This window comes from Ruminococcus sp. AF20-12LB (assembly GCF_003478985.1).
Lineage (GTDB): Bacteria > Bacillota > Clostridia > Lachnospirales > Lachnospiraceae > Blautia_A.
Map to the genome: position 1 here is coordinate 1 of NZ_QUGH01000009.1, position 24,269 is coordinate 24,269.

The 24,269-nt window shown below is 44.3% G+C and carries 16 protein-coding genes, 1 tRNA gene, 1 other RNA gene and 2 other annotated features; of the genes, 3 read left to right on the plus strand and 15 right to left on the minus strand.

Annotated features, from left to right (window positions below; translation table 11 throughout):
• Positions 1-959: 959 nt before the first annotated feature.
• The 14 genes from DWX61_RS11795 to DWX61_RS11860 all read right to left on the minus strand — a co-directional run bounded on the left by DWX61_RS11795 (position 960) and on the right by DWX61_RS11860 (position 18,532).
• On the minus strand, positions 960-2,054 hold the full coding sequence (locus tag DWX61_RS11795; protein WP_118625452.1) for an OmpA family protein: 1,095 nt from the start codon (positions 2,052-2,054) through the stop codon (positions 960-962).
• A gap of 14 nt (positions 2,055-2,068) precedes the next feature.
• Positions 2,069-3,730, minus strand: a complete 1,662-nt coding sequence (locus DWX61_RS11800) for an anti-phage protein ZorA-like protein (RefSeq protein ID WP_118625454.1) — start codon at positions 3,728-3,730, stop codon at positions 2,069-2,071.
• 145 nt (positions 3,731-3,875) lie between these two features.
• On the minus strand, positions 3,876-4,088 hold the full coding sequence (locus DWX61_RS11805) for a ferrous iron transport protein A (protein WP_044962386.1): 213 nt from the start codon (positions 4,086-4,088) through the stop codon (positions 3,876-3,878).
• A 296-nt stretch (positions 4,089-4,384) separates the two neighbouring features.
• Positions 4,385-4,993, minus strand: coding sequence for a histidine phosphatase family protein (locus tag DWX61_RS11810; protein WP_118369064.1), 609 nt, complete (start codon positions 4,991-4,993; stop codon positions 4,385-4,387).
• Positions 4,993-7,410: a phenylalanine--tRNA ligase subunit beta gene (gene pheT, locus DWX61_RS11815; RefSeq protein ID WP_118369066.1), complete on the minus strand. Its 2,418-nt coding sequence runs from the start codon at positions 7,408-7,410 to the stop codon at positions 4,993-4,995. The genes DWX61_RS11810 and pheT overlap by 1 nt, the downstream gene beginning before the upstream one ends.
• A 66-nt stretch (positions 7,411-7,476) precedes the next feature.
• Positions 7,477-8,496, minus strand: coding sequence for a phenylalanine--tRNA ligase subunit alpha (pheS, locus tag DWX61_RS11820; protein ID WP_118369122.1), 1,020 nt, complete (start codon positions 8,494-8,496; stop codon positions 7,477-7,479).
• Between the two features lie 95 nt (positions 8,497-8,591).
• Positions 8,592-8,813, minus strand: a binding site (T-box leader).
• A 47-nt stretch (positions 8,814-8,860) separates the two neighbouring features.
• The gene (locus DWX61_RS11825) at positions 8,861-9,754 is read right to left on the minus strand and encodes a YihY/virulence factor BrkB family protein (protein WP_118369068.1); all 894 of its coding nucleotides are present in this window, start codon (positions 9,752-9,754) and stop codon (positions 8,861-8,863) included.
• Positions 9,755-9,779: 25 nt separating this feature from the next.
• Complete coding sequence (locus DWX61_RS11830; protein ID WP_118625456.1) at positions 9,780-10,367, minus strand: GNAT family N-acetyltransferase; 588 nt, start codon at positions 10,365-10,367, stop codon at positions 9,780-9,782.
• A gap of 35 nt (positions 10,368-10,402) precedes the next feature.
• Entirely contained in the window at positions 10,403-11,461 is a 1,059-nt protein-coding gene (locus DWX61_RS11835; RefSeq protein ID WP_118369072.1) for an aldose epimerase family protein, read from the minus strand.
• A 59-nt stretch (positions 11,462-11,520) separates the two neighbouring features.
• A non-coding RNA gene (gene ssrS, locus DWX61_RS11840) (6S RNA) lies at positions 11,521-11,698 on the minus strand.
• A gap of 82 nt (positions 11,699-11,780) precedes the next feature.
• The gene (gene thrC, locus DWX61_RS11845; protein WP_118369074.1) at positions 11,781-13,271 is read right to left on the minus strand and encodes a threonine synthase; all 1,491 of its coding nucleotides are present in this window, start codon (positions 13,269-13,271) and stop codon (positions 11,781-11,783) included.
• Positions 13,272-13,486: 215 nt separating this feature from the next.
• A complete protein-coding gene (locus DWX61_RS11850) occupies positions 13,487-14,320 on the minus strand; it encodes a cell wall hydrolase (RefSeq protein ID WP_118515945.1) in 834 nt (277 codons plus the stop codon).
• Between the two features lie 486 nt (positions 14,321-14,806).
• Positions 14,807-16,753, minus strand: coding sequence for a DUF2142 domain-containing protein (locus DWX61_RS11855; RefSeq protein ID WP_118369078.1), 1,947 nt, complete (start codon positions 16,751-16,753; stop codon positions 14,807-14,809).
• Between the two features lie 123 nt (positions 16,754-16,876).
• Complete coding sequence (locus DWX61_RS11860; protein ID WP_182433990.1) at positions 16,877-18,532, minus strand: 2-isopropylmalate synthase; 1,656 nt, start codon at positions 18,530-18,532, stop codon at positions 16,877-16,879.
• A 96-nt stretch (positions 18,533-18,628) separates the two neighbouring features.
• Positions 18,629-18,902 (minus strand) — a binding site (T-box leader).
• 339 nt (positions 18,903-19,241) lie between these two features.
• Between DWX61_RS11860 and DWX61_RS11865 the strand changes: the two genes are divergently transcribed.
• From DWX61_RS11865 to DWX61_RS11875, 3 genes are all read left to right on the plus strand, one after another.
• Entirely contained in the window at positions 19,242-21,512 is a 2,271-nt protein-coding gene (locus DWX61_RS11865) for a glycoside hydrolase family 3 C-terminal domain-containing protein (protein WP_118625458.1), read from the plus strand.
• Positions 21,513-21,967: 455 nt separating this feature from the next.
• Positions 21,968-22,450: a hypothetical protein gene (locus tag DWX61_RS11870; RefSeq protein WP_118515942.1), complete on the plus strand. Its 483-nt coding sequence runs from the start codon at positions 21,968-21,970 to the stop codon at positions 22,448-22,450.
• Between the two features lie 263 nt (positions 22,451-22,713).
• A tRNA-Pro gene (locus tag DWX61_RS11875) sits at positions 22,714-22,787 on the plus strand.
• A gap of 77 nt (positions 22,788-22,864) precedes the next feature.
• Here the strand turns inward: DWX61_RS11875 and DWX61_RS11880 are convergent.
• Entirely contained in the window at positions 22,865-24,073 is a 1,209-nt protein-coding gene (locus tag DWX61_RS11880) for a tyrosine-type recombinase/integrase (RefSeq protein WP_147419625.1), read from the minus strand.
• Between the last annotated feature and the right edge of the window lie 196 nt (positions 24,074-24,269).

Consider the following 24,269-nt stretch of genomic DNA (forward strand, 5'->3'; position numbering starts at 1 on the left):
GCACGGAAGGAGTTCTTCGTTGTTGTGTGTGCTGCGTTGTTGACTTTTGTCTGTATGCTGCGGTACTCAGAGTGGAACGCTGGGCCGATCTGGTTCCTGTATTCTTCGATATTTATAGTGATACGCTGGGCCGATCTGATTCCGGGGATTCTTCGGTACTTATAGGAATATTCTGTACCGGTCCAACATTTCAGGACAGGACGCCCAGTCCGCTTCCGTCCCCCGCATGTTTTTCCTGTCGGCTGGAAGTGTCAGCCAGAGGAAGGTGGCATCGGGCCGGGTTGCTGCGGAGGAGGGGTGATTACTACTTGGACTGCGGGAGACGGCGTTATTGCGGCAGGGGCTGCTGTCTGAGCCGAAGGCGAGTTCTGGCCCTGCCGCAATGCTTTTAGCCGTCTCACGGAGTCCTAGTAGTATCCCCCGACGGAGTCCCTGCCCGGACCGATGCCACCTTCCTCTGGCGTCCCTCGTCCACATCCAATACTGAAAACCTCAAAAACATCCTCGACTGCATCCACCCCCGAACCGATGCCACCTTCCTCTGGTGTCCCTCTCTCCATCCCCCACACAGACCGATTCCATCTTTCTCTAGCGTCCCTCTATATCTCCAACAAAACAAAAAATCCCCGGCGCCTAGCAAATACAACACTACCAGACACCAGAGAAAAAAGAACAAATGTCAAGCGGATATTCACAATCCACTTCGCTACTTGCTCATAACCGAATAACAGCTCAGCGCTTTTCGCAGACCCGCAACGGATTTACTTGATTCAGTTAAACCTCATTCACTTCCCATACACTGCATTAGGCTTACATCCCGAAATACAAGCTTCATAATTCATAGAAAAATTCGCCTGGAACCGATAACTCAGTCTGTCAAGGCAATCCCTTCCAACCGTAACCAATGTCAGAAAATTCATCAGATAATCCCCTGCCAAATATAAAGCAGCCATATTTAATTACTGCTTATTATCCTGATTTTCTTCCTGATTCTTTTCTTTTTTCTGAGCAGTACCATCGGACTCTGCAGAATCTCCCTGCATGATCTTATTCAGTTCCTGGATCATCTCTTCATCCTTCAGACGGAATTTTACCTCTACACGTCTGGACGCGTCTTTATCTACATTTCCATCTGCATCCAGAACCGGATCTGACATGGAATGCCCATTCACTGTCAGACAATCCTTCAGTTCCTGAACCTGTGAATCCTTCAGAAAATCACTCTTAATATCCAAAAGATACTGCGCTACCGCCAGAGACCTCTTCTGTGACAGCTCCAGGTTATAACTGTAATCTCCATCTGTATCCGTATAACCATCAATAATGATCTCGCCAAGATATTTCTTATAGGAATCATCCAGCAATACCTTACAATATGTCGGCAACACCATAGACAATGTCATCTTACCGGAATCGGTAAGCTCTGCCTGATCATAATCAAACATAACATTGGCATTCAATGTCAGCGCACCTGTCTGTGGATCAATATCCACATTGAGGTTCTTTTTCTCAAATTCCTTCTGCAAAGCTTCCACAACCTCAGCTTTCACGCCGATGATCTTATCGATCTTCTCCTGCTGCTCTTCCAGAAGCTCTGTTTTTTCATCCAGCGCAGACTGCTGCTCTTTCAATGTATTCTGCTGGCTGGAAAGCTTCTTTTTCTGAGAGGCCAGCTTTTTCTGCTGTTCTTTCAGCTTCTTCTGCTGCGCCTCAAGCGTTTCCTGCTGTTTGGCAAGCTTCTCCGCCAGAGAAGACAGTTCTTCATCCTGAGATTTGATCTGCTTGTCCTTGGACTTGATCTGCTCATCCTGGCTCTTTAATGTCCCTGCCTGCTCATCCAGCGCATTCTGTTTTTCCAGAAGCTCTTCTGTATATTTTTCCTGAAGAGCAATTTTTTCATCCCGTTCCTTCAGACTGTCCTGATAGCTCTTCTGTGCCTGAAAAAGTGTCACACACATGATCAGAACAAAAAGCAGCAAAACTCCTGCCATCATATCCGAATAAGAACGCCAGACATTAAATCCATGCTCCTCCGGCTTTCTTTTTTTGCGCATTGACAATTCCTCTCTTATTTAAATAAACCAAAACGGCTTTTCTGTGCTGCCTTCGTTGCCTCACGGATACTGCGCTCGATCTCATCCAGCAATGCTTCCTGTCTTGCACCCTGTCCTTCCAGAAGATCCTCCAGACCCGTCAGCTTATCCTTAAGTTCCTGGATACCGGCATTGCTTCCATAGCCCCAGGGCTGTCCGGCGATCAGATGGATATCACGGTTATTTTTTGCCGTCTTGATCTCAGAAAGAAGCCTGCGCACCTCATCCAGAACACTGTTGACCATCTTCTGGCTCTCAGTAAATTCTTTCACTCTGGCTTCAAAATCTTCAATCATCTTTTTATCTTCACGAAGCAGCTCCTCGCTGATCCTATTGGAATCCGCAACTGCTTTCATCCCTTCTGCAGCACTGTCCACATACTGGCGCATAGATGCATTGCAGTTTTTCCAGAGATCTGCGGATTCTTTTTCATTTTCATGCATATGCCGGGCAAGCTTTTCGTAATCCCGTTTCTGCAGCTGCTGGATCGTCTGATTATCCCGGATAATACGGTCTGCGGTCTTCATATAACTACTCTGCATCTCATCGATTTCCTTAATAGCTTCCTTCATGGCACGTTCCTGCTTCGTAAAGGTTTCACTCAGCTGACTACTCATGGTCTTGTACAATTCTGATGTATATTCTGTATTCTCCTTCTGCACCTTCTTAAGTTCTGCCAGGGCATCATTAAAATCTTCAAACTGCATCTGAAAGGAACCATGCATCTCGCTTAAAAACGTATCCAGAATCTCCCGAATCGCATCCTGCTGCCCTTTTGTCACAGATGCAGTAAGAACGTCTAGAGAATCATTCATCTTCTGAAAAGTAGGTGTGATCACTTTCTCAAAGCTGTCTGCCATCTGCACAGAAAACTGTTCCGCCATCTGTTTCATGGCTTCTGTCTGCGTCTTCTGGCTGGAAACAAGGAGATTCCAGGACTCATTCTCCGCAGTAGGGAGCACCAGTGCGTGAAAACGATCCAGAAAATCCTGCATTGCCTGGGACATCGCAGAATATCCGCTTTTCATCCCAAATGTGTACACAACAGAAAGTGCAACTCCATAAATGGAGGTCAGAAACGCAACTTTGATGCCATCCACAAGAGCGGATACCGAGCTTGTCATCACTTCATAATCCGTGGGCTGAAAATTCTTAAGTCCCCACACAAGACCGATAAATGTTCCAAGGATACCAAGGCTTGTAAAAATGTCCGGAGCCATCTCAAGGAGTCTCTTGTGAATATGTACATCTACATCCTCAATATTCACAAAATCCTCTACTTCAGCGATTCCTTCTTCTGTTCTGCTGATGCTGTCAACAAAATCATCCATCTTTTTATCGAGATAGCGGTCACCAAAAATCCCTCGCAGCTGTCCAATCTCTTCTTTTCTGGCTCTTCCCGGAAGCTGAAACACTTCTGTGATCTCACCAGCGCCATGCTTCAGTGCTCTTGACAGGTTATCCATCCGATATAAACCTGCAAAAAGCCCCACTGCGTATATGATCAGCATAAGTCCCAGAAATGTAAAATTATAAAACAACACATTCCCGGAGCCTTTTCCCACATAAGCGGTCAGGGTTGCCGCGGCCACTGTTACTGCCAGAAACAGCACTGTATTCATAAACTTTTTTCCCATAATATGCCTCCCCTGTCTTTACTTTTGAAAAAAGTTATTCTTTTGTCCCCATACTACCATAACCTCTTCCCTAAAACAACCAGAAAGGACAATTCCTTCGCCAAAAGAATTGTCCTTTCGTCTTTTTTCTATTTTATACTTTTATTTAGACTTTTATACGGCAGGCTGCATCATCGCTGATCAGGATCCTGCGTCCGCAAACACCTACGATCACTCCGCCAAGTATCCTACTTATGATCTGTACGGTCTTTCCTTCACTGACATCATATTGCCTGATCTGTTCCATAGTCTCCGGCATTCCGGTCATCCACTTGATCGTGTAGCTTTCCCCTGCTTTTGTCTCATTTAATGACTGCATACACTCACCCCATTCCACATATCACATCACTATCAGTAATCATCCTCTATCCGTAGGCGGATATTCGCAATCCACACTCAGTTAAATGATTTCATATAATTTCAACACAATTCTGTATTTTTATATAATTAGTAAAGTTTAACTTTTATTTTTCTGAACTATTTATTTCTTTTGTATATTTTATCTCATTTTATCTCGATTAGTCAATCATAACCTGTAAAATTCCACCAATAAAAACAGACAAAAAAAGAAACGCGGAACAGCCATTACGGTTATTCTGCGTTTCTCATTATTTTTTATGCATAAACTTTATCTTCTTCCAGAAGTGTTGTCATTCCATTCTTTACTTCCACAAGATTAATACAGCAGTTAGGCGGCACGGAGCCTCTCCAGAAATTCTTCGGATCAGGATCTACATTTTGAAGAAGAGCACGGACTGCACATCCATGAGAGGCAACAAGAATTGTTTTATCCGCAAGAGTCGGATCTGATGTTTTTTCATCCCAGAAATCCTTTGTCCTGGCGATCACATCAAAAATATCCTCGCCCTTTTCCGGTCGTTTAAAATTTACCGGATCACGGAAAAAAGTCTCAATCTGCGGATCGATATAATTGCCATCTGCATCTCTTACCTGATCACCCTCCAGCACGCCAAAATCGATCTCCTGAATCCGCTTATCCGGTATGATCGGAACATCTCGTTTCCCCAGAACATATTCTGCTGTCTGTTTTGCCCTTGAGAGCGGACTTGTAAAACAGATATCAAACATCACATTACGGAGAGCTTCTCCTGTTTTTTCCGCAAGAAGGATCCCTTCCTTCGCAAGAGGCACATCCGCTGCACCCTGAAGTTTTTTTAATTTATTCCACTCGGTCAGGCCATGTCTTACAATGTAGATCAGCATCAGCTTCTCAGCTCGATTCCAAGTCCGTTAAGACCATTCATGATCTTTTTCATTGCTGCGGAGATCTCGTTTTCACCAAGAGTCTTGTCATGAGCACGGAATACCAAAGAATAAGCCATGGATTTGAAACCTTTCTCAATCTGTGCACCCTCGTAGATATCGAACAGCTGATAGCTCTCAAGAATATTTCCGCCTCTCTGGTCAAAAATCTCCTCAATCTGTCCTGCAAGAACTGCATGAGGAACTACGAGGCTCAGGTCACGAGTTACAGCCGGATATTTGGCAATTCCTGTATATTTGTGGTTGAAGCCAGCAAATTCCAGAACATCCAGAATGTCGATCACTGCGATATATGCTTTTTCTCCGATAGAGTAATTATCTGCAACAGCCGGATGAACCTCCCCTAAGTATCCAACCACCTTACCCTCGTAGATCATGTTAGCCTGTCTTCCTGGATGAAGGAATGGTTTTCCGCTGTTTGGATCGTAGGTAACCTTTTTCTTCATTCCGATCTTCTCGAAGAACTCCTCACACACACCCTTCATATCAAAGAAATCGCCTTTTCCGTACATTCCAAGTGTAAACATGGTACGCTCATCCGGAAGCTCTGTGACCGGAAGAGACTTTGGAAGATAGATATTTCCAAGCTCGTAAAGACGAACATCTTTATTACGTCTGTTATAGTTTGTAGAAAGGGATGCCAGCATACCGTTCAGTGTGCTTGTACGCATGATACTGTAGTCCTCTCCGAGAGGATTGCTGATGGTGATAACCTTACGAAGCTCACTGTCCTCAGGAATACAAAGCTTGTCAAATACCTTCGGGCTTTCGAAAGAATAGGACATTCCCTCTGAAAATCCGCAGTATTCTGCAATATCTCTTGCAACCTCCTGGATACGAAGCTTAAATGGCAGCTTACCTGTAGTAGCCTCTCCTGTAGGAAGTGTCATCGGAATCTTATCATAGCCATAGAATCTTGCAACCTCCTCTGCAACATCTGCATTGCAGTGGATATCCTGACGGAATGTCGGTGCAACGATCTCGTCTGTTTTTTCATCATAAGCCAGTTCTACACGTCCAAGATAATCGATCATCTCTTCTTTTGTAAGGCTGGTTCCAAGAAGCTTGTTGATCTTCTCAGGCTCAAATTTTACTCTGGATGGTTCTCTTGTCTCGCTGCAGACATCAACCATTCCGCCTACAACCTCGCCTGCACCAAGTTCTTCCATCAGCTGGCATGCACGGTCAATTGCAGCCTGTGCATTGTTCGGGTCAAGACCCTTCTCAAATTTACCGGATGCATCTGTACGAAGTCCGATCCTCTTGGAAGAAAGACGGATGCTGGTTCCATCGAAGCACGCTGCCTCAAAAAGAACAGTTTTTACATCGTCTGTGATCATGGAATTCTCTCCACCCATGATACCTGCGATGCCGACAGCCTTCTCACCGTCACAGATCATCAGAACGTTCTCATCCATGATACGCTCCTGGCCATCCAGTGTAACAAATTTCTCATCTTTTCCTGCACGGCGTACAATGATCTCCTGATTTGCGATGGTATCCAGATCATATGCATGCATTGGCTGTCCAAATTCTTCCATTACATAGTTTGTGATATCAACCAGGTTGTTGATCGGGCGGATTCCATTGGAAGCCAGACATCTCTGCATCCACTTCGGGGACGGACCGATCTTGACATTTTTTACAACTCTTGCACAGTAACGCGGGCAAAGCTCCGGATCTTCTACAGTAACCTTTACATAATCGGAAGCTTTCTCGTCATTTTCCTTAACCTCTACAATCGGCGGGCAGAATTTCTTCTGGAAGGTTGCTGCTGCCTCTCTTGCGATTCCAAGAACGCCGTAGCAGTCTACACGGTTGGAAGTGATCTCATACTCAAATACCACATCATCAAGGCCAAGTGCCTTAACAGCGCTCTCCCCCACAACTGCATCCTCAGGAAAAATATAGATTCCGTATTCCGGTGCTTCCGGATACATTTCTCTGGTACTTCCAAGTTCCTCGATAGAGCACATCATACCAAAGGACTCCACGCCACGGAGTTTGCCTTTTTTGATCTTGATACCTCCGGGAGTCATTTTTCCATCGTGGCCGCCTGCAACACGTCCGCCATCAAGAACAACCGGAACCTTATCTCCTTCTTTTACATTTGGAGCGCCTGTTACGATCTGCACACTCTCAGTTCCGATATTCACCTGGCAGATGATCAGCTTATCTGCATCCGGATGTTTCTCGATCTTATCGATCTGGCCGATCACGATCTTATCAAGATCTGCATCCAGCTCTGTAAAGCCCTCTACCTTTGTGCCTGTTAAGGTCATGGCATCTGTATATTCCTGTGCCGTTACATCCAGATCCGGCACATATGTTTTAATCCAAGATAATGAAGTATTCATTTTGGTTGTCCCTTCTTTTTTCTATATTTACTGTCAGACGGATACTCATGATCCGTGTTCACTGTTTTAGAACTGTTTCAGGAATCTGCTGTCGTTCTCATAGAGAAGACGCATATCATCGATCTCATATTTCAGAAGTGCGATACGCTCCAGACCCACACCAAAGGCAAATCCTGTATACTCATCCGGATCGATCCCGCACATACGGAGAACATTCGGATGAACCATACCACAGCCAAGGATTTCGATCCAGCCGGAACCTTTACAGAAACGGCAGCCCTTTCCGCCGCATTTGAAGCAGGAAACATCAACCTCAGCGCTCGGCTCTGTGAACGGGAAATGATGCGGACGGAATTTGGTCTTTGTCTCCGGTCCGAACAGCTCTTTTGCGAACTCCTGAAGGGTTCCCTTAAGATCTGCAAACGTAACATTCTTATCAATAACAAGACCCTCGATCTGATGGAAGGAAGGTGAATGTGTTGCATCTACCTCATCAGAACGGAATACACGGCCAGGTGCGATCATACGGATCGGAAGCTTGCCTTTTTCCATCTCACGTGCCTGCACCGGTGATGTCTGGGAACGGAGCAGAATGGAATCATTGATAAAGAATGTATCCTGCTCATCTCTTGCCGGATGATTCTCCGGAATATTCAGCTTTGTAAAGTTGTAGTCCGCATACTCAATCTCCGGACCTTCCACAACCTCATAGCCCATTCCGATGAAAATACGCTCAACTTCTTCCAGAGCGATAGTATTCGGATGGCGATGACCGATCTTTGCTTTCTTTGCAGGAAGTGTTACGTCAATCACTTCTGCCTTCATTTTTTCCTCACGGACCTTCTCCTCGAAATCCTTTTTGGAGGCTTCCAGAAGTTCTTCGATCTTAGCTCTTGTCTCATTGACAAGCTGCCCAACCTTCGGACGCTCTTCCGGAGCAACATCCTTCATACCTTTTAAGATTGCAGTAAGCTCACCTTTTTTTCCAAGATATGCAACACGCACATCATTCAGCTTATCCAGGCCCTCGGATTCCTCGATCCGTTTTCTGGCATTTTCAGCCAGTTCCTGAAGTCTTTCTTTCATATCCATGGTCTATTTCTCCTTTAATTAAAATGATCAAATGATCCGCCGCCCACCCCGAAGATCCAGATATGGGCAATAAAAAAACCGCCCCTTATAAAAGGGACGGAATATCCGCGGTACCACCCAGTTTCCCATGAAAATATCACGGGCACCTCTTGTCTGCTTAACGCGCAGCTTACGTCATCTCCTACTGTTACTTCAGAGAGGAAGCTCCGGTGGGAAATTCAAGAACCATCTGAACTCGGGGAAGCTTACAGCCGGTGACTTCCCTTCTCTGTGAGAAAACGATCCTCTATAAACACCTTCACAGCTTTTCTGTCTTTTAATACTATGCCACAAGGTCTGTCTTCTGTCAAGCGCAAAGTCAGGATTCTTTGGTACTGTTTTTTTCATTTTCTTTCTTGGAAAGAAGTGTTTTTACAGATCTCTGGGCCTTTCGGAATTCATTTTCGAAGTAGGCATTAATCTCCGCCCCGTAAAGAAGCAGGTTCATACACACATACAGCCACAGCATTACCATGATCAGCGCAGTCAGACTTCCGTACATATTTCCGAAATCCGGAAAAAATGCAAAATACAGGGAAAATCCGTAGGAAAATATCATCCACGCCACTGCGATCATAAATGCACCCGGAAGCTGGCTTTTAAAGGTTGCCTTTCGGTTTGGAAGTACTTTATAAAGAACCAGAAACACTGCAAACAGCACGGCAAATACAAGCAATGTCCTGGCCCCCATAACCTTGGCCAGCAGCCTCCCAAGAATCGGAATGGTTCTCTGTGCAGCTACCTGGATCCGGTTACCAAGAACCAGAACCAGAAGAGTGACAATGATCGCCAGCACAAACAACAGCATATAAAAAACCGAATAGATTCTGGTCATCAGCCAGTTTCGGGTTTCCTTTACATGATAAATGGTATTTAAACCATTGGTGATCGCCTGCATTCCCTTTCCGGACGCCCAGAGCGCCATCAGCGCAGACAACGGCACGATGGCTGTACTTCTTTTGTATACTTCTACCACAATGCTCAGCACAAAGGTCTGCAGATTTCCGGGCACAAACCCGATGATAGCATCCCTGACAACATTATAGCTTAACGGTGTATAACGGATCAGCGTTGTAAGAAACAGTATAAACGGGATAAAAGACATGATCAGAAAATACGCTGCCTGGGCCGCATATGCACTGACATGATCTCCGTTTGCCCTGCGCACAAATCCCAGCATGAGCTGGATTATATTTTTCTTTTCCTCGTCCATGCTGACCTCCCTCAGGTTTCTTTTTTTACCAGGAAAAACGTTCAAATCCGATCTTATCCTGGATTTCCGGAAAAATCTTTACTTCCGGCTGCAGGCTCTTATGTTCGCCTATCATCTTTTCCATCCATACCATATTATACCAACGGTTAAACTTATAGCCGCATCTGTGGAACTCTCCCACACGCTTATAACCAAAATGTTTATGAAAATCCACACTGGCATTGGTCAGGTATTCATCTTCTTTTAGTGCAACTGCAATGCAGGCATTCAGGTTCAGAATTCCCATCTCTGCAAGAAGACTCTCCAGGGCTCGATAGAGTCTGCCTCCTGCACCGCTGCCCCGCCGGTCATGTCTCACATAAACAGACATCTCCGCACACCAGCCATAAGCAGCCCTCGGGTGAAACGCCGAACCATAGGCATACCCCAGGATCTCTCCCTTCTCTTCTGCCACAATGTACGGATATTTCACCTTTATATCATGGATTCGCTGCGTAAACTCTTCTATGGAAGGTGTTTCATATTCAAATGTAATCGCAGTTTTTTCTACGTAGTAGGAATAAATCTCTAAAAGTGTTGCTGCATCCCTTTCTTCTGCCACACGTATCTGCATTGCCTTCTCGCACCTCTTTTAATTCTGTTTATCTGTTATTTCACAAAGAAACGGTAAACCGTCTCAGAGCTGTACTCTTCACCGGGAAGCAGGATCGGAGAATGGAAATCCTCTACATTGACTGCATTTGGCTCCACCTGTGTCTCCAGGCAGAATCCATAACGTTCATGATAAACATGACCGTTCTTTCCCTTCTCATCCTTAACAAAATTGCCTGCATAGAACTGCACACACGGGCAATCGGAGGAAACCTCCATACCGATACCGGATTCCCTGCAGTATGCAGTCGCAATCGAACGGACATTGCCCTTTGCATAATTATCTGTTACATAGTTATGGTCATAACCGCCTGTAAACTTCAGCTGTTCAAAGTCCGCCTCAATGTCTCTGCCGATCGGTTTGGAAACATTGAAATCCATCGGCGTTCCCGCCACCGGTGCATATTCACCGGTAGGAATGGACTGGCTGTCTTTTACCGGAGTAAAATACTTCGCATGAATACACACTTCCTGGGCAAGCACATCTCCGCTGCCTTCTCCGTTCAGGTTAAAATAAGAATGGTTGGTCATATTGGCAACGGTAGCTGCATCAGAGCGTCCTCTGTAAAAAATCTTCAGTTCGTTTTCCTCTGTGAATTCATATTTCACAACAATGGAAAATTCTCCCGGAAATCCGTTTTCTCCATCCGGACTGATGCGGAAAAAATCCACGCTGTTCTTCTCCTGGGAAATTTCTTTTACTCCCCACAGCTTTTTCTCAAAGCCATCCGGACCGCTGTGAAGATTGTTATGATTCTCATTCTCTGCAAGAACCACTTCTTTATCATCAATAAAAAATCTGGAATTCTCGATACGGTTTCCGCTTCTTCCAATGATTGCACCGAAAAAGCATCCATTAACCTCATATCCCCGGATATCGTCATATCCAAGAACCACATCCTTCAGATCTCCGTTCTTATCCGGAACACATATCTTCACCAGAATCGCGCCATACTGAAGTACTTCAGCGTAGGCACCTTTTTTATTCTCAAGATGATAGATCTTTACTTCTTCCCCTGTAGGAAGCGTCCCAAATTTCCTTTCAGAAACACTCATGTTTTAATTCCTCCTATATATGAAAAAAGAGCCACTAACCGGCTCCATGTCTTTAACCGATTAATCCCGGGATGCCGTTCCCTTATTTTTGACGCCTAGCAGATGCTAGGTGGGTATCCTCAACAGTGTCTTCTGCCTACCACGACGTGAGGTCTGACATCCAACCTGCGATTTTGGATTCCCAAAATGTCAATGTAGGTTCAAAAAGAAAAGGGGGATCGAACATTCCAGGATTCGGTTTTCGTTGTTTTTATTATAAACCAGTATTTGTGCTTTTTCAACAGAAAATACATTTTCTTACTGATTTTATTATCAATTATTATTTGATCTTAAGAATATCCTTTACTGCTGCCGGCATATCCACTGCATCTACCACCCTGTCATGAAGGATCGGCGCAGTACGGATTTCTTCAACTGCACGTGGAACAGGTACTCCGGAAAGCGCACTTAATGCGTCTACAAGGCCAAAATCATCCAGATCTTTATGCTCCTCGCCAAGTGCTTCCATAACACTTCTTGTGAATTTATACGGACTTGCAGTAGAAGCGATCACTGTCGGAAGATGATCCGCTGTCTCACTTACATACTTCTTATATACGCCGGCTGCAACCGCTGTATGCGTATCGATCACATAATTGCTGTCTTTGTAGATATCACTGATGGCCTGTGCAGTCTCATCTTCGCTGCAGAAATTGCCATAAAAATCACCAAGCTGTGCTTTCATCTCGTCAGTAATGGTATATTCGCCGCCCTCACTTAAAGATTTCATAAGCTCTGCACATTTTTCAGCATTTTCTCCGGTAAGACGATAGATCAGTCTTTCCAGATTGCTGGAGATCAGGATATCCATGGAAGGAGATGTCGTAAGGATGAAATCTCTCTTTCTGTCATAAGTTCCTGTGCGGAAGAAATCATAAAGAACACGGTTCTCATTCGATGCACAGATCAGCTTGTGGATCGGAAGGCCCATCTGTTTCGCATAGTACGCAGCAAGGATATTTCCGAAGTTTCCGGTAGGAACTACCACATTGATCTCCTGTCCGTCTTTGATCCTGCCGTCGCGTACCAGTGATGCGTAGGCATATACATAATACACGATCTGAGGAACAAGACGACCTATGTTGATAGAGTTTGCAGAAGAAAACTGGAAACCTGCCTGATCCAGCTCTGCTGCCAGCTCGTGATCATTGAACATCTTCTTAACTGCAGTCTGGGCATCATCAAAGTTACCGGTAATACCTACCACATAAGTGTTGGCACCCTTCTGAGTTACCATCTGTTTCTCCTGGATCGGGCTGACACCATGCTTCGGATAAAATACAATGATCTTCGTTCCAGGCACATCTGCAAAGCCTGCCATGGCAGCTTTACCGGTATCTCCTGATGTTGCGGTAAGGATTACGATCTCATTCTTAACATTATTCTTCTTCGCTGCAGTTGTCATCAGATGCGGAAGAATGGAAAGTGCCATATCCTTAAATGCGATGGTCGCGCCATGGAACAGTTCCAGAAAATATGCCCCATCCGCTTCATGAAGAGGTGCAATCTTTTCTGTATCAAATTTACTGTCGTATGCTTTGTTGATACAGTTCTTAAGCTCATCCTCAGTAAAATCTGTAAGGAAACGGCTCATTACCTCATATGCTGTCTCCTGGTAGGTCATCTGTGCCAGCTTGTCCATTGGTACATCCAACTGTGGAATGCTTTCAGGCACGAACAGTCCGCCGTCCTCAGAAAGGCCCTTAAGTATGGCCATAGACGCTGTAACTGCCTGCTCTTTTCCTCTGGTGCTCTTGTACAATACCTGCATTGGTGTTCCGCCTTTCTATTGTAAGATATTCGTTTTCTTTTCAACGTTATCACATTATAGCATGGAATTATGGAAAATGCCACCACTTTTAAAAAAGAATCTGTCTTGCCCAATCCACCCTGTGATCAGACAGATATTCACAGCTTTCGGATAAAAAGAAACCGCCGGTCTGTTTCTGCCGGCGGTTGGTTCCTTCTGTACTGCATCAGTTCTTCCTATTTATATGTATAAAATTCATGGACCCCATATTTAAAGAGCCTCTTCAGGTCCTTTTCAAACCATTTCACATTGTGTTCCTCCGCTGCGGATTTCTGGATAAAGAACAGTGCACCTTCAGAATAATCAGCACCCTTCAGCGCCTGCTTGACCGCTTCCCTTGTTTCATCAGAAACTGCAACTTCATTGATCCTGCCATCATAGGTCGGTGAAAACTGCGGAACGCCGTCACTGTTATCCCAGACAACCTCTGTCACCGTATTCGGAAAATCTTCGCTTTTTACACGGTTCATGATGACATTGGCCACCAGAACACGGCCCTTGATATCTTCACTTCCTGCTTCTGCCTCCACGATCCTCAGAAGTGTATCATAGTCCTCATCTGACATCAGTGTGGGATTTTCTGCCAGTGTGATCGATCTTGCATCAAGTTCATTTACTTTGTTTTCCATAGAGGAGCTTACATTAAGATCTGCAGCAGTATTGGTCACTCTCTGTACTCTCTGGCCTACGATCACCTGCTCACAGGAGCTTCCGATCCTTGTAACCGTGCTTCCGGATAATGGTGTATCCGTAACTCCTGAAACCACACCTGCGATCCCGGTAGGAACAGCAACCTCTTCATAGGAAGAGCCCTCTCCTCCATCTGAAGCTGCATAAACCCTGCCTCCTTCACTTTCTGCAAATGTCCTTGTCCCCAGAGAAATAACCATCGCCAAAACTGCACATAATGTCAGCACTGCAAAACTGCGCGCGGAATTTCCTCCGGTTTTTCCATTTCTACGTTCATCCTGCACTCCGTCAGCCTCACGTAAATCTTTCTCAACTTTCATAATCTCATTCCTTGCGTTTCATTTTCTGTAACAGCCCATAATCCTCCGATGCGATATCACAACCCCCATTATCATCGCTTCCCGGATATTTACGGATCATTACGATTTCCTTTACATGTTTGTAACATTTTTGTAATGTATGGGAAAATTATATTTAATAATATTGAATATGTCAAGCTTTTTCCCGTATTTAACGCTTCAACGGCGGTATTTGTGTTTTATCCACACTTTATCCACATGTATTCCACATTAAATCCACATAAAATCTCAGAGTTATCCACACTCATACCATATTTCATTTCAGAAAAAAAGACAGATAGCGTCTCCATCTCCGTCCAATGTTGTACACCCACTTTCCGGAAATCGTACTTCTATCTGCCTGTTTATCCTTTTTCAGAACAGTTTTTTCTTCTGTTATTTACGGATTTGATTATAATATTTTGTTTTCATCCAGTCAAGGATTTTTGCTCGACCAGATCTGACACCTTATGCAAAACGGCACAATGCCTGCACGAAAAGTGTCGCATAAACGCACAGATCGATACTCCAGGCTCCCAGAAACAGCCCCCATGGTGTTTCCCCGGCTCCTTCGGCAAACCGTTTGGGCTTCAGCGCAAGGATCAGCGAAAAAAGAAGCGGCAGAAAATACCGTCCCTGAACGCCCAGGATCTTATCGTAGCCATAGGCTGTCCACTGTCCGTATAACGTGACAAAGATCAGCGCAAATACCAGGAGACTAACTCCTCCCAGAATACCCTTTGCCGGAAGATCCAGACGGATTCCCGACATATCATCATTCCCGGAAACCTGAAGGACCAGGATCAGAAGATATCCCATTGCTAGCAGGGCACAGACAGGAATGTTCAGCCATCCAAGATTACTTCCTATCATTTCTGTAAGATAGGTCACACCAAAGCTGTCCAGGCTCCGCACAAAAGTCAGGACAAAGGCAGCCGGATCCTTCAGAATCCCCACAAGCTGTGCAGCTGTATCCACACCCGGCTGTGACTCACAGAGATATCGGGACGCAATGGCCAGCCAGCCGAAACTTAAGATCAGGATCACGGTTCCTGCGCAGACTACGTGGAACCAGTAATTTTTCCTGCTTCTAAACCGTTCTTTCGGAATCAGGAACAGGAGCAGGCAAAACGGCATGTAAACCACTTTGCAAAGACACAGAAATCCGGTCAGTACGTACATCCATATCAGCTGTCTTACACTCATAACTTCTTTTTGTTTATATCGCATGGCCAATACAAAGGCAGCCAGAGCAACCGTCAGAGCCAGGGCCAGGGCATCTGCTGACATGGAATTTGCTGACTGGATATTCACAGGTACCAGACCCAGAAGTACGAGAAAATTTTTCCCAACAGGCGTCAGACGAATGGCAAAGAAAAAGAACAGTCCAAACATAAGCATATTGGCGATCCTTCCCGCATAGGCAAGGACCATCGGCCGGTCTGTAAACAGATCTGCAATGCGGATCCCCACTGCCTGGGGAAGATACGAAGTAGGTGCATACAAGGCTGTATTTCCAAATCCGTAAAACTGTGTTTTTTCCCGGTCGATACGCTGATCTGCATTCTCTCCGATATGCCATAATGATACATGATCCTTGGAGGTAAATTCCGGAACCAGACCACTGTTAAACGTCCTTCCATATGAGAATAAGTCGTTTCCTCCGTTGCCTTCCGACGTCAGATATCCTCTGGAAACCTCATAGCTTCTCAGATAATGGCTGTACTCATCCGGCGAATTAAAGGCCGGAACCGCCGCCAGCGTACAGATACTCATAAAAATATAAACAACGGCAAACACCACTTCTGCCCGGAGCTGTCTGCGTTTCAGAAATGCAAAGATCACCAGCATCACAGCTGCCGCCGCCCCAACCACCAGAAACACCAGTGATTTTGGAAATGGACTGGAAATAATACGATAGGCAAGTGTCTGTGTATCATCCTTCTGGCTCACCAGCCCTGCAGCCACTCCGGTATCCCCTTTTGCGCCATCTAAAACGATTCGAAATTTCTGCCCCTTACATTCCGTAAGCTTCTGGGCAAGCCTGAAATACGTGGTATCCCCCGACGATATGGTCAGTCTGCTGGCCTGCCAGCTCTGGATCTCCCTGTCATTCTGATACAGAGTTACCTGAAACGTTCCAGCAACCGATGCACTCTCTGTAGAAAGAAAAAGCTCCACACCTGACAGACGGTTCGTTTTGCAGGTAAACTCCTCTTCAAAGCATCCTCCCACACCGATCATCGACCAGGTATCCGGTCTTGCCTGCTGCTTTACATTTCCGAGAATCTCCGAATCACTTAGCAGATATGCGGAAAAGATTAGGATCATTCCCCATATCAACAGATATTTCAGAGCGTTTTTCAGCTCTGCAGACAGGCTGTATGAGCTCCTGTTTTTTTTCTTATTTTTCATAATATCCCTCTTACTCTCTGTTATTTTCACATTCCGCACTATTATAGCATCTGCACGGCAAAAAAAGAAGCTGCGTTTTATGGCAGCTTCTCATTTTTTGTAAACCTATCCGGAACTGGATGCTTATCGATTGTTGATCGCAGTTACCAGTGCATCAATAGAGGCACGGATGATATCCTGATCAACACCTGCTCCCCAGGCAAGCGTTCCATCTGGTTTGCGGATTCCCACATAAGCGATAGCCTTGGAGGAAGAGCTCTGCTCCAGAGCATGCTCCTGATAAGTCTCCAGTGTGTATTTCAGTTCGTAAGCTTTCTTCAGTGCATTGTTTACCGCATCCAGACGACCATTTCCGGAAGCCTCTGTAACGATGGTTTTTCCACGGAATGTAGAAGTAACCCGTGTTACGATGCCATCTTCTTTCTGCTGGAAATGAACATCACTGATGCTGTATGGTTCAACCACATTTTCGAAGGTAGATTTGAACAGACTGAAGATCTCGTCCGGATGAAGCTCTTTGTGCTTGTGATCGGACACTGCTTTGGCTGCATAGCCCATAGCCTCTCGCATTTTCGGAGGAAGGTTCAGTCCAAACTTTGTCTCCAGTATATAGCCTACGCCACCCTTTCCGGACTGGCTGTTGATACGGATAACATCTGCGTCGTAATTTCTTCCCACGTCTGTCGGATCGATCGGCAGATACGGAACAGTCCAGTGCTCCAGATTTCCATTTTCTCTCCAGTGCATACCCTTTGCGATGGCATCCTGATGAGATCCGGAAAATGCAGCAAATACAAGAGCTCCACTGTACGGACTTCTTTCATAGATCTGCATTCCGGTACATTTCTCATAAACCTCACAGATATGCGGCATATCAGAGAAATCGATCTTCGGATCCACACCCTGGGAATACATATTCATACCAAGTGTTACAATATCCACATTACCGGTACGCTCACCATTTCCGAACAAAGTTCCCTCAATTCGGTCAGCACCCGCAAGAAGACCCATCTCAGAATCTGCAACGCCACATCCACGATCATTGTGCGGATGAAGAGAAACGATCACGTTTTCACGGTATTTCAGATTATTACACATGTATTCCACCTGGCTTGCATACACATGCGGCATAGAATGCTCAACAGTAACAGGCAGGTTGATGATCGCTTTGTTATCTGCAGTGGGCTGCCATACATCCAGAACCGCATTGCACACCTCCAGCGCATACTCAGGCTCTGTTCCCGTAAAGCTCTCCGGGCTGTACTCAAACTGGAAATTGCCCTCTGTCTCATCAGCCAGTTTTTTCAGAAGTGCAGCGCCATCTACTGCAATCTTCAGGATCTCTTCTTTTGATTTTCTAAATACCTGCTCTCTTTGAGATACGGATGTGGAGTTGTATACATGAACGATTGCTTTTGGGGCGCCTTTAACAGCTTCAAAGGTCTTACGGATGATATGCTCTCTTGCCTGAGTCAGCACCTGGATCGTTACATCCTTCGGGATCAGATCCTGCTCGATCAGCGTACGGAGAAACTCATACTCTGTCTCAGAAGCAGCAGGAAATCCAACCTCGATCTCTTTAAAACCGATTTTTACAAGAAGCTTGAAAAATTCCACTTTCTGCTCCAAGCTCATCGGGATCACAAGTGCCTGATTTCCGTCACGAAGGTCTACAGAGCACCAGATCGGGGCCTTATCCACATATTCTTTCTCCGCCCATTTCATACATTTCACCGGCGGCATGTAATACTGACGTTTGTACTTGGATGGTGTCATCATTTTGTTTTCCTCCACTTTCTGTTTCCATTAAAATTTCTCTTTGATTTCTGTTTTTGATATAAAGACATAAAAAAATCTTCCGACTCTGCAGATTCTGCAAGAGACGAAAGACAACTGCTGTCCTACGCGGTACCACTCTTATTTCATGAATAAAAATTCACACACTTGACAGATACGGAATGTATATACATCCTTATATCCTCTCCGGATAACGGCGGACACCGTCTGCGTCTACTCTCTTATATAATATATAAAGATTTCAGGCAGATGCTCCGAGGCGAGTTCCACAAATCCCTTCCGCTGCTTCTCACCGGCCAGCAGCTCTCTGTGTTCCGTTCTCTTGTGTACTATTCCTCATCTACGCATTTTCTTTTTGAACTGGTATTAGGTTAACACGTTATGGAAGATTTGTCAACGAAATTTTAACGATGCACCGTACAAAATTTTAACGATGCACCGTGCAAAACAAGATTATGATTATATAAAAAACCAGAAATAGATATCTCTCACCGCTCTGTCAATCGACCTGCATATCGTTTTTATATTCCTGAAAATGTGAGGGTCATGCGGATATTCGCAATTGAAGCAGGGGACTTACTTGATTCGGCTAAACTGCAATATTTTTTTATTTTTAACAAATTTTTGTTATATTTTACCAGTAAAACATGCTATAGTTCATAGTAAGAAAAAAATTTCGGAGGTATTTTTAATGAAACGTGATCTGAAAAAAATCGTAAGCCAGATGACACTGGAAGAAAAAGCCGGCATGTGCTCAGGTCTTGATTTCTGGCATCTGAAACATGTGGAGCGCTTAGGAATCCCGGAAGTAATGGTCAGCGACGGCCCTCACGGACTTCGTAAGCAGGATGACAAGGGCGATCATCTTGGAATGAATGACAGCATCAAAGCCGTCTGCTTCCCGCCGGCTGCTTTAAGTGCCTGCTCCTTTGACCGCAAGCTGATGGAAGAAATGGGCAAAACTATCGGAAAAGAAGCTCAGGCCAACGATGTATCCATAGTTCTCGGACCGGCCGTAAACATCAAACGTTCTCCTCTCTGCGGAAGAAACTTCGAATATTATTCCGAGGATCCATATCTTGCAGGTGAGATCGCAGCCGCTTTTATAAACGGAGTACAGTCCCAGCATGTAGGAACCTCTATCAAGCACTTTGCAGCAAACAACCAGGAATATCACCGCATGAGCAACTCTTCCGAGGCTGATGAGCGCACTTTACGTGAAATCTATTTCCCTGCATTCGAAACTGCAGTAAAAAAAGCTCAGCCATACACCTTCATGTGCTCCTACAACCAGATCAACGGCACTTTCGCATCTGAGAATAAATGGCTTCTCACAGATGTTCTCCGCAGCGACTGGGGCTTCAAGGGCTATGTAATGTCCGACTGGGGTGCAGTCAATGACCGCGTCAAAGGTCTTGAGGCAGGTCTTGAGCTGGAAATGCCTTCCTCCAATGGGGTCAACGATGCCCTCATCGTACAGGCCGTAAAAGACGGTTCCCTCAGGGAAGACATTCTTGACCAGGCTGTTGAACGTATTTTACGCATAATTTTTGAATATACAGACAACCGTGCACCGCAGGACTTCACTATGGAAAAAGACCATAAAGAAGCACGCCACATTGCGGAAGAATCTATGGTTCTTCTGAAAAACGATATGCAAATTCTCCCTCTGAAAGCATCCGAAAAAGTTGCTTTCATCGGTGGTTTTGCAAAGAAGCCTCGTTTCCAAGGTGGCGGAAGCTCTCATATCAACTGCTTCAAGATCACAAATGCACTGGATTCCATTCCTTCCGATGCACAGGTTACTTATGCGGAAGGTTTTCCTGCAGACAAAGATCTCTACGATGACGCACTTGCAGCTGAAGCAATTAAAACTGCTGCCGCCGCTGACAAGGTTGTGATCTTCGCCGGACTTCCGGACAGCTTTGAATCTGAAGGATACGACCGTTCCCACATGAGGCTTCCTAAATGCCAGAACCGTCTCATTGCTGAGATCCTTAAAGTACAGCCGAATACCGTGATCGTCCTCCACAACGGTTCCCCCGTGGAGATGCCATGGCTCAATGATGTAAAAGGACTTCTGGAAGCATACCTCGGCGGTCAGGCAGGCGGTGCCGCTGTCGCAAACATCCTTTACGGAAAAGTAAATCCAAGCGGCAAGCTTGCCGAGACAATGCCGCTCAAGCTCTCCGACAATCCATCTTACCTGAACTTCGGCGGTGGTGAAAAGGTTGAATACCGTGAAGGGGTATTCGTAGGCTATCGCTACTACGATACAAAAGAAATGGATGTAGCATATCCGTTTGGCTATGGACTCTCCTACACTACCTTTGCCTGCAGCAACCTGAAGATCTCCAATGAAAATCCTACAGACAAAGACACGATCACCATTTCGGTTGATGTAACAAATACAGGAAACGTGGCAGGAAAAGAAGTCGTACAGCTCTATGTCAAAGACTGTACCCATTCCGCGATCCGTCCGGAAAAAGAGCTCAAAGGCTTCGAAAAGGTTTTCCTGAACCCAGGCGAGACCAAAACAGTAACCATGGAACTGGACAAGAGAAGCTTCGCATGGTACAATACAGAACTTCATGACTGGTTCGCAGCCAGCGGCGAATATAAGCTCCTTGTCGGTACCTCTTCCAGAGATATCCATCTTGAAAGCAGGATCCATCTGAACAGCAGTCAGGAGCTTCCGATGCATGTTCATATGAACACTACCCTGGGCGAACTGTTCCGCAACCCGAAAACAAGCGAAACAGCAAAAGAACTGACAGCAAAATATATCTCAGCCATGAACGTTGGTGAAGAGTCCTCTTCTGAAGCCGCTTCCGAAGCTGTCACCGAAGAAATGACAGAAGCCATGACCGACTCCATGCCATTACGCGCACTGGTAAGCTTCGGCGGGTATTCCAGAGAAGAACTTACAAAAATTATTGAAAAATTAAATAAACTGGTATAATTTCACAGAGCATCCTCTGCCAAACGAATTATACTTACATAAAAAGCACAAAAAATGACATATTACTGTCGCTTAATCTAACATTAAGCGGCAGTTTTCACATTATCTTCATTTTCCTTTCACACAATGCACACATTTTTTTACTATATTATTAACTGTAGATAGCAAATGCAAATGCTAAACAATCTTTTTCTTTTTCATACTTTTTTGCCGGGAGTCTGCACAACTCCCGGCCTCCTTTTTTTGTTCTTCAGGCAGTTCGCCTGCATTTTCTATTATTATTAAAGATATAAAAATATGTCTTGTTTTTTCCTCTTTCATATATTATACTGATTAAGAACTTATTGTTCCTGTCCAGTTTGTTCTTTGATAATTTCATAGACTTCACACTCGAAACATGATACAATATCCGCACAGAGAAATATGCGGTACAGTTTTTATGGGAGGATGCGCATATGTTAGATCAGAAAGATTTGGAATTATTAGCCGGTATGATAAACCCGATCAATGTCCAGCTGGGCAATATAAATAACCGATTAGATGGTATCGACGCCAGACTGGATGCTGTGGATGCTCGTCTCGACGGTATCGACGCTCGTCTCGATGCTATGGATGTTCGCTTCGACGGTATCGACGCTCGTCTTGATGCTATGGATGTTCGCTTCGACGGTATCGACGCTCGTCTCGATGCTATGGATGTTCGCTTCGATGAAATAGATGCCCGCTTCAACCGGGTAGAAAACAGACTTGAAATGATCGATCTGAAATGTGATACCAACAGAAAACGCCTGGACGACCTTTCACTGGATGTTAAGCTTGCAGAACGGGATATCCGAAAAGATATCAAGAATTTACAGGACACAACAGAAACTCTTGTTGTTGTACTTCAGGGAAGAGGTATTTTACCTGACCCAGGTAACACAATACAGACAGCCTGATCATACCATGTAAAGAGTGTGAAGCCTATGAAAGTATCAGTTACTGTTCACTGGTAATGTTCCGCGAGGTGTTTTTTGTGAGCGAAGGTCACAGAAAACCCGAGACATACCGCGCGAATTTTTGCGATCAGCATAAATTCTGTGCATCGCGAAGCGTGTTACTGAGAACGGAGTGAACAGTAACAAGTATCAAGGGATCACACTCTTTCTCCTCAAAAAATGGTTGCATTTACAATTCGTTTATGTTATAGTTATATGCGTTGCGGGGTATGGCGTAGCTTGGTAGCGCGCACGGCTGGGGGCCGTGAGGTCGCAGGTTCAAATCCTGTTGCCCCGATATTCCCCATAAATTCAAGGGTTTCCGAGGTCTGATGACTTCGGATTTTTTTATTACCTTTATTACCTTTTTAGAACTCATCCAATGCTTTCATGCATTTTAGTTATTATCTCTGCCTTATCTGATAAGGTTGTCACATCAAAGGTGTAATATTGTCTGTTGACTTGCGGAGAATGTCCTAATAAAGAAGAAGTCATCATTTCTGATACACCTGCACATCTCATGTTGGAATTAAGAGTTTTTCTAAATGCATGAATTCCTCTTTCTGGTATTTCCAATTGTTTACACTTATTTTTGATGCAAGATGAAACAACAGGCGCATGAATTCTTCCTTCTTCATTTGCAAATACCCACTCACAGAGATATCCTGCACTAAGCTCACTCTTTTTTATTTTAAGCAAAAGCTTTTTCAATTTCTCATCTATAGGGAATTGCCGCTTTTTCTTATTTTTGGTAGTATCAATATAATACTCTTTGGTTATCCTATTGAACTTTTCAGACTTATCAATCATGAAAAATCCATTTTCATAATCAAAATCTTCCCATTTCAGAGCAACAATCTCTCCTACCCTCATGCCCGTGAGACTGGCAAATTCCACAGCATAATTGGGAATATAGGATGGTTTCTCTTCGTATTCTTTATGTAACCACTCCAATATTGTTTTTACCTCTTCGTCAGAATATATCTGCTGTGACAATGGCTTATTTATTTCTTCGCAATAGCCATAAAACTGCTTACACACCAAATAACTCATTGGATTTTCATGTATTACTTTTTCTCTGTACGCTTTTCCAAATGTATTATTTACATATCCAAATAATTTCTTAAATGCCCCTTTACCCAATTTGTTGGAAACAATACTGTCATGGAAAAATATTTTTAAATCATCTTCGGAAATTTTTTCTATTTCCTGTGCAGCAAATTCTGAGCCTTCAAAGAAACGTTTGTAATCAGTCTGATACTTATATATAGTGTTATCCCCAACTAAATGATCCTGCACTGATCTCCAACTCTTATACATTTTATCAAATGTAGGCTTTTTGTTGCTATGTGCTTTATAATAGGAAATAATTTCATCTTCTAACTTGGCTTTTGATGATTTTTTTATCATCCGCAAACCATTTTTCTTTGTTTCATCTTTTACATAAGTTCTCCATTTGCCATCACTGCCCTGCGTTATTTTTCCATGATGTTGTTTTAATAATTCCTCTCTTTTTTTCATTTCAATTACATTCCGCACTTGTGACATATCAACAATATCATTTTCTTGCAGATATTTCAACATACTATATAGGTCGTCTTTTTCATTACATTGCAAAGTATTTATCACTCCATTATTTATTTTTATATTTTGGGATTTTTATTAGAATTGTTCATAGACAGAGCCAAAGAACTCGACTCCTTTTATTAAAAACAGGATGATATTCTCCGTCTGAACATCATCCTGTAAATGTTTACTGTTAATTCTTTCTACTTGTTAT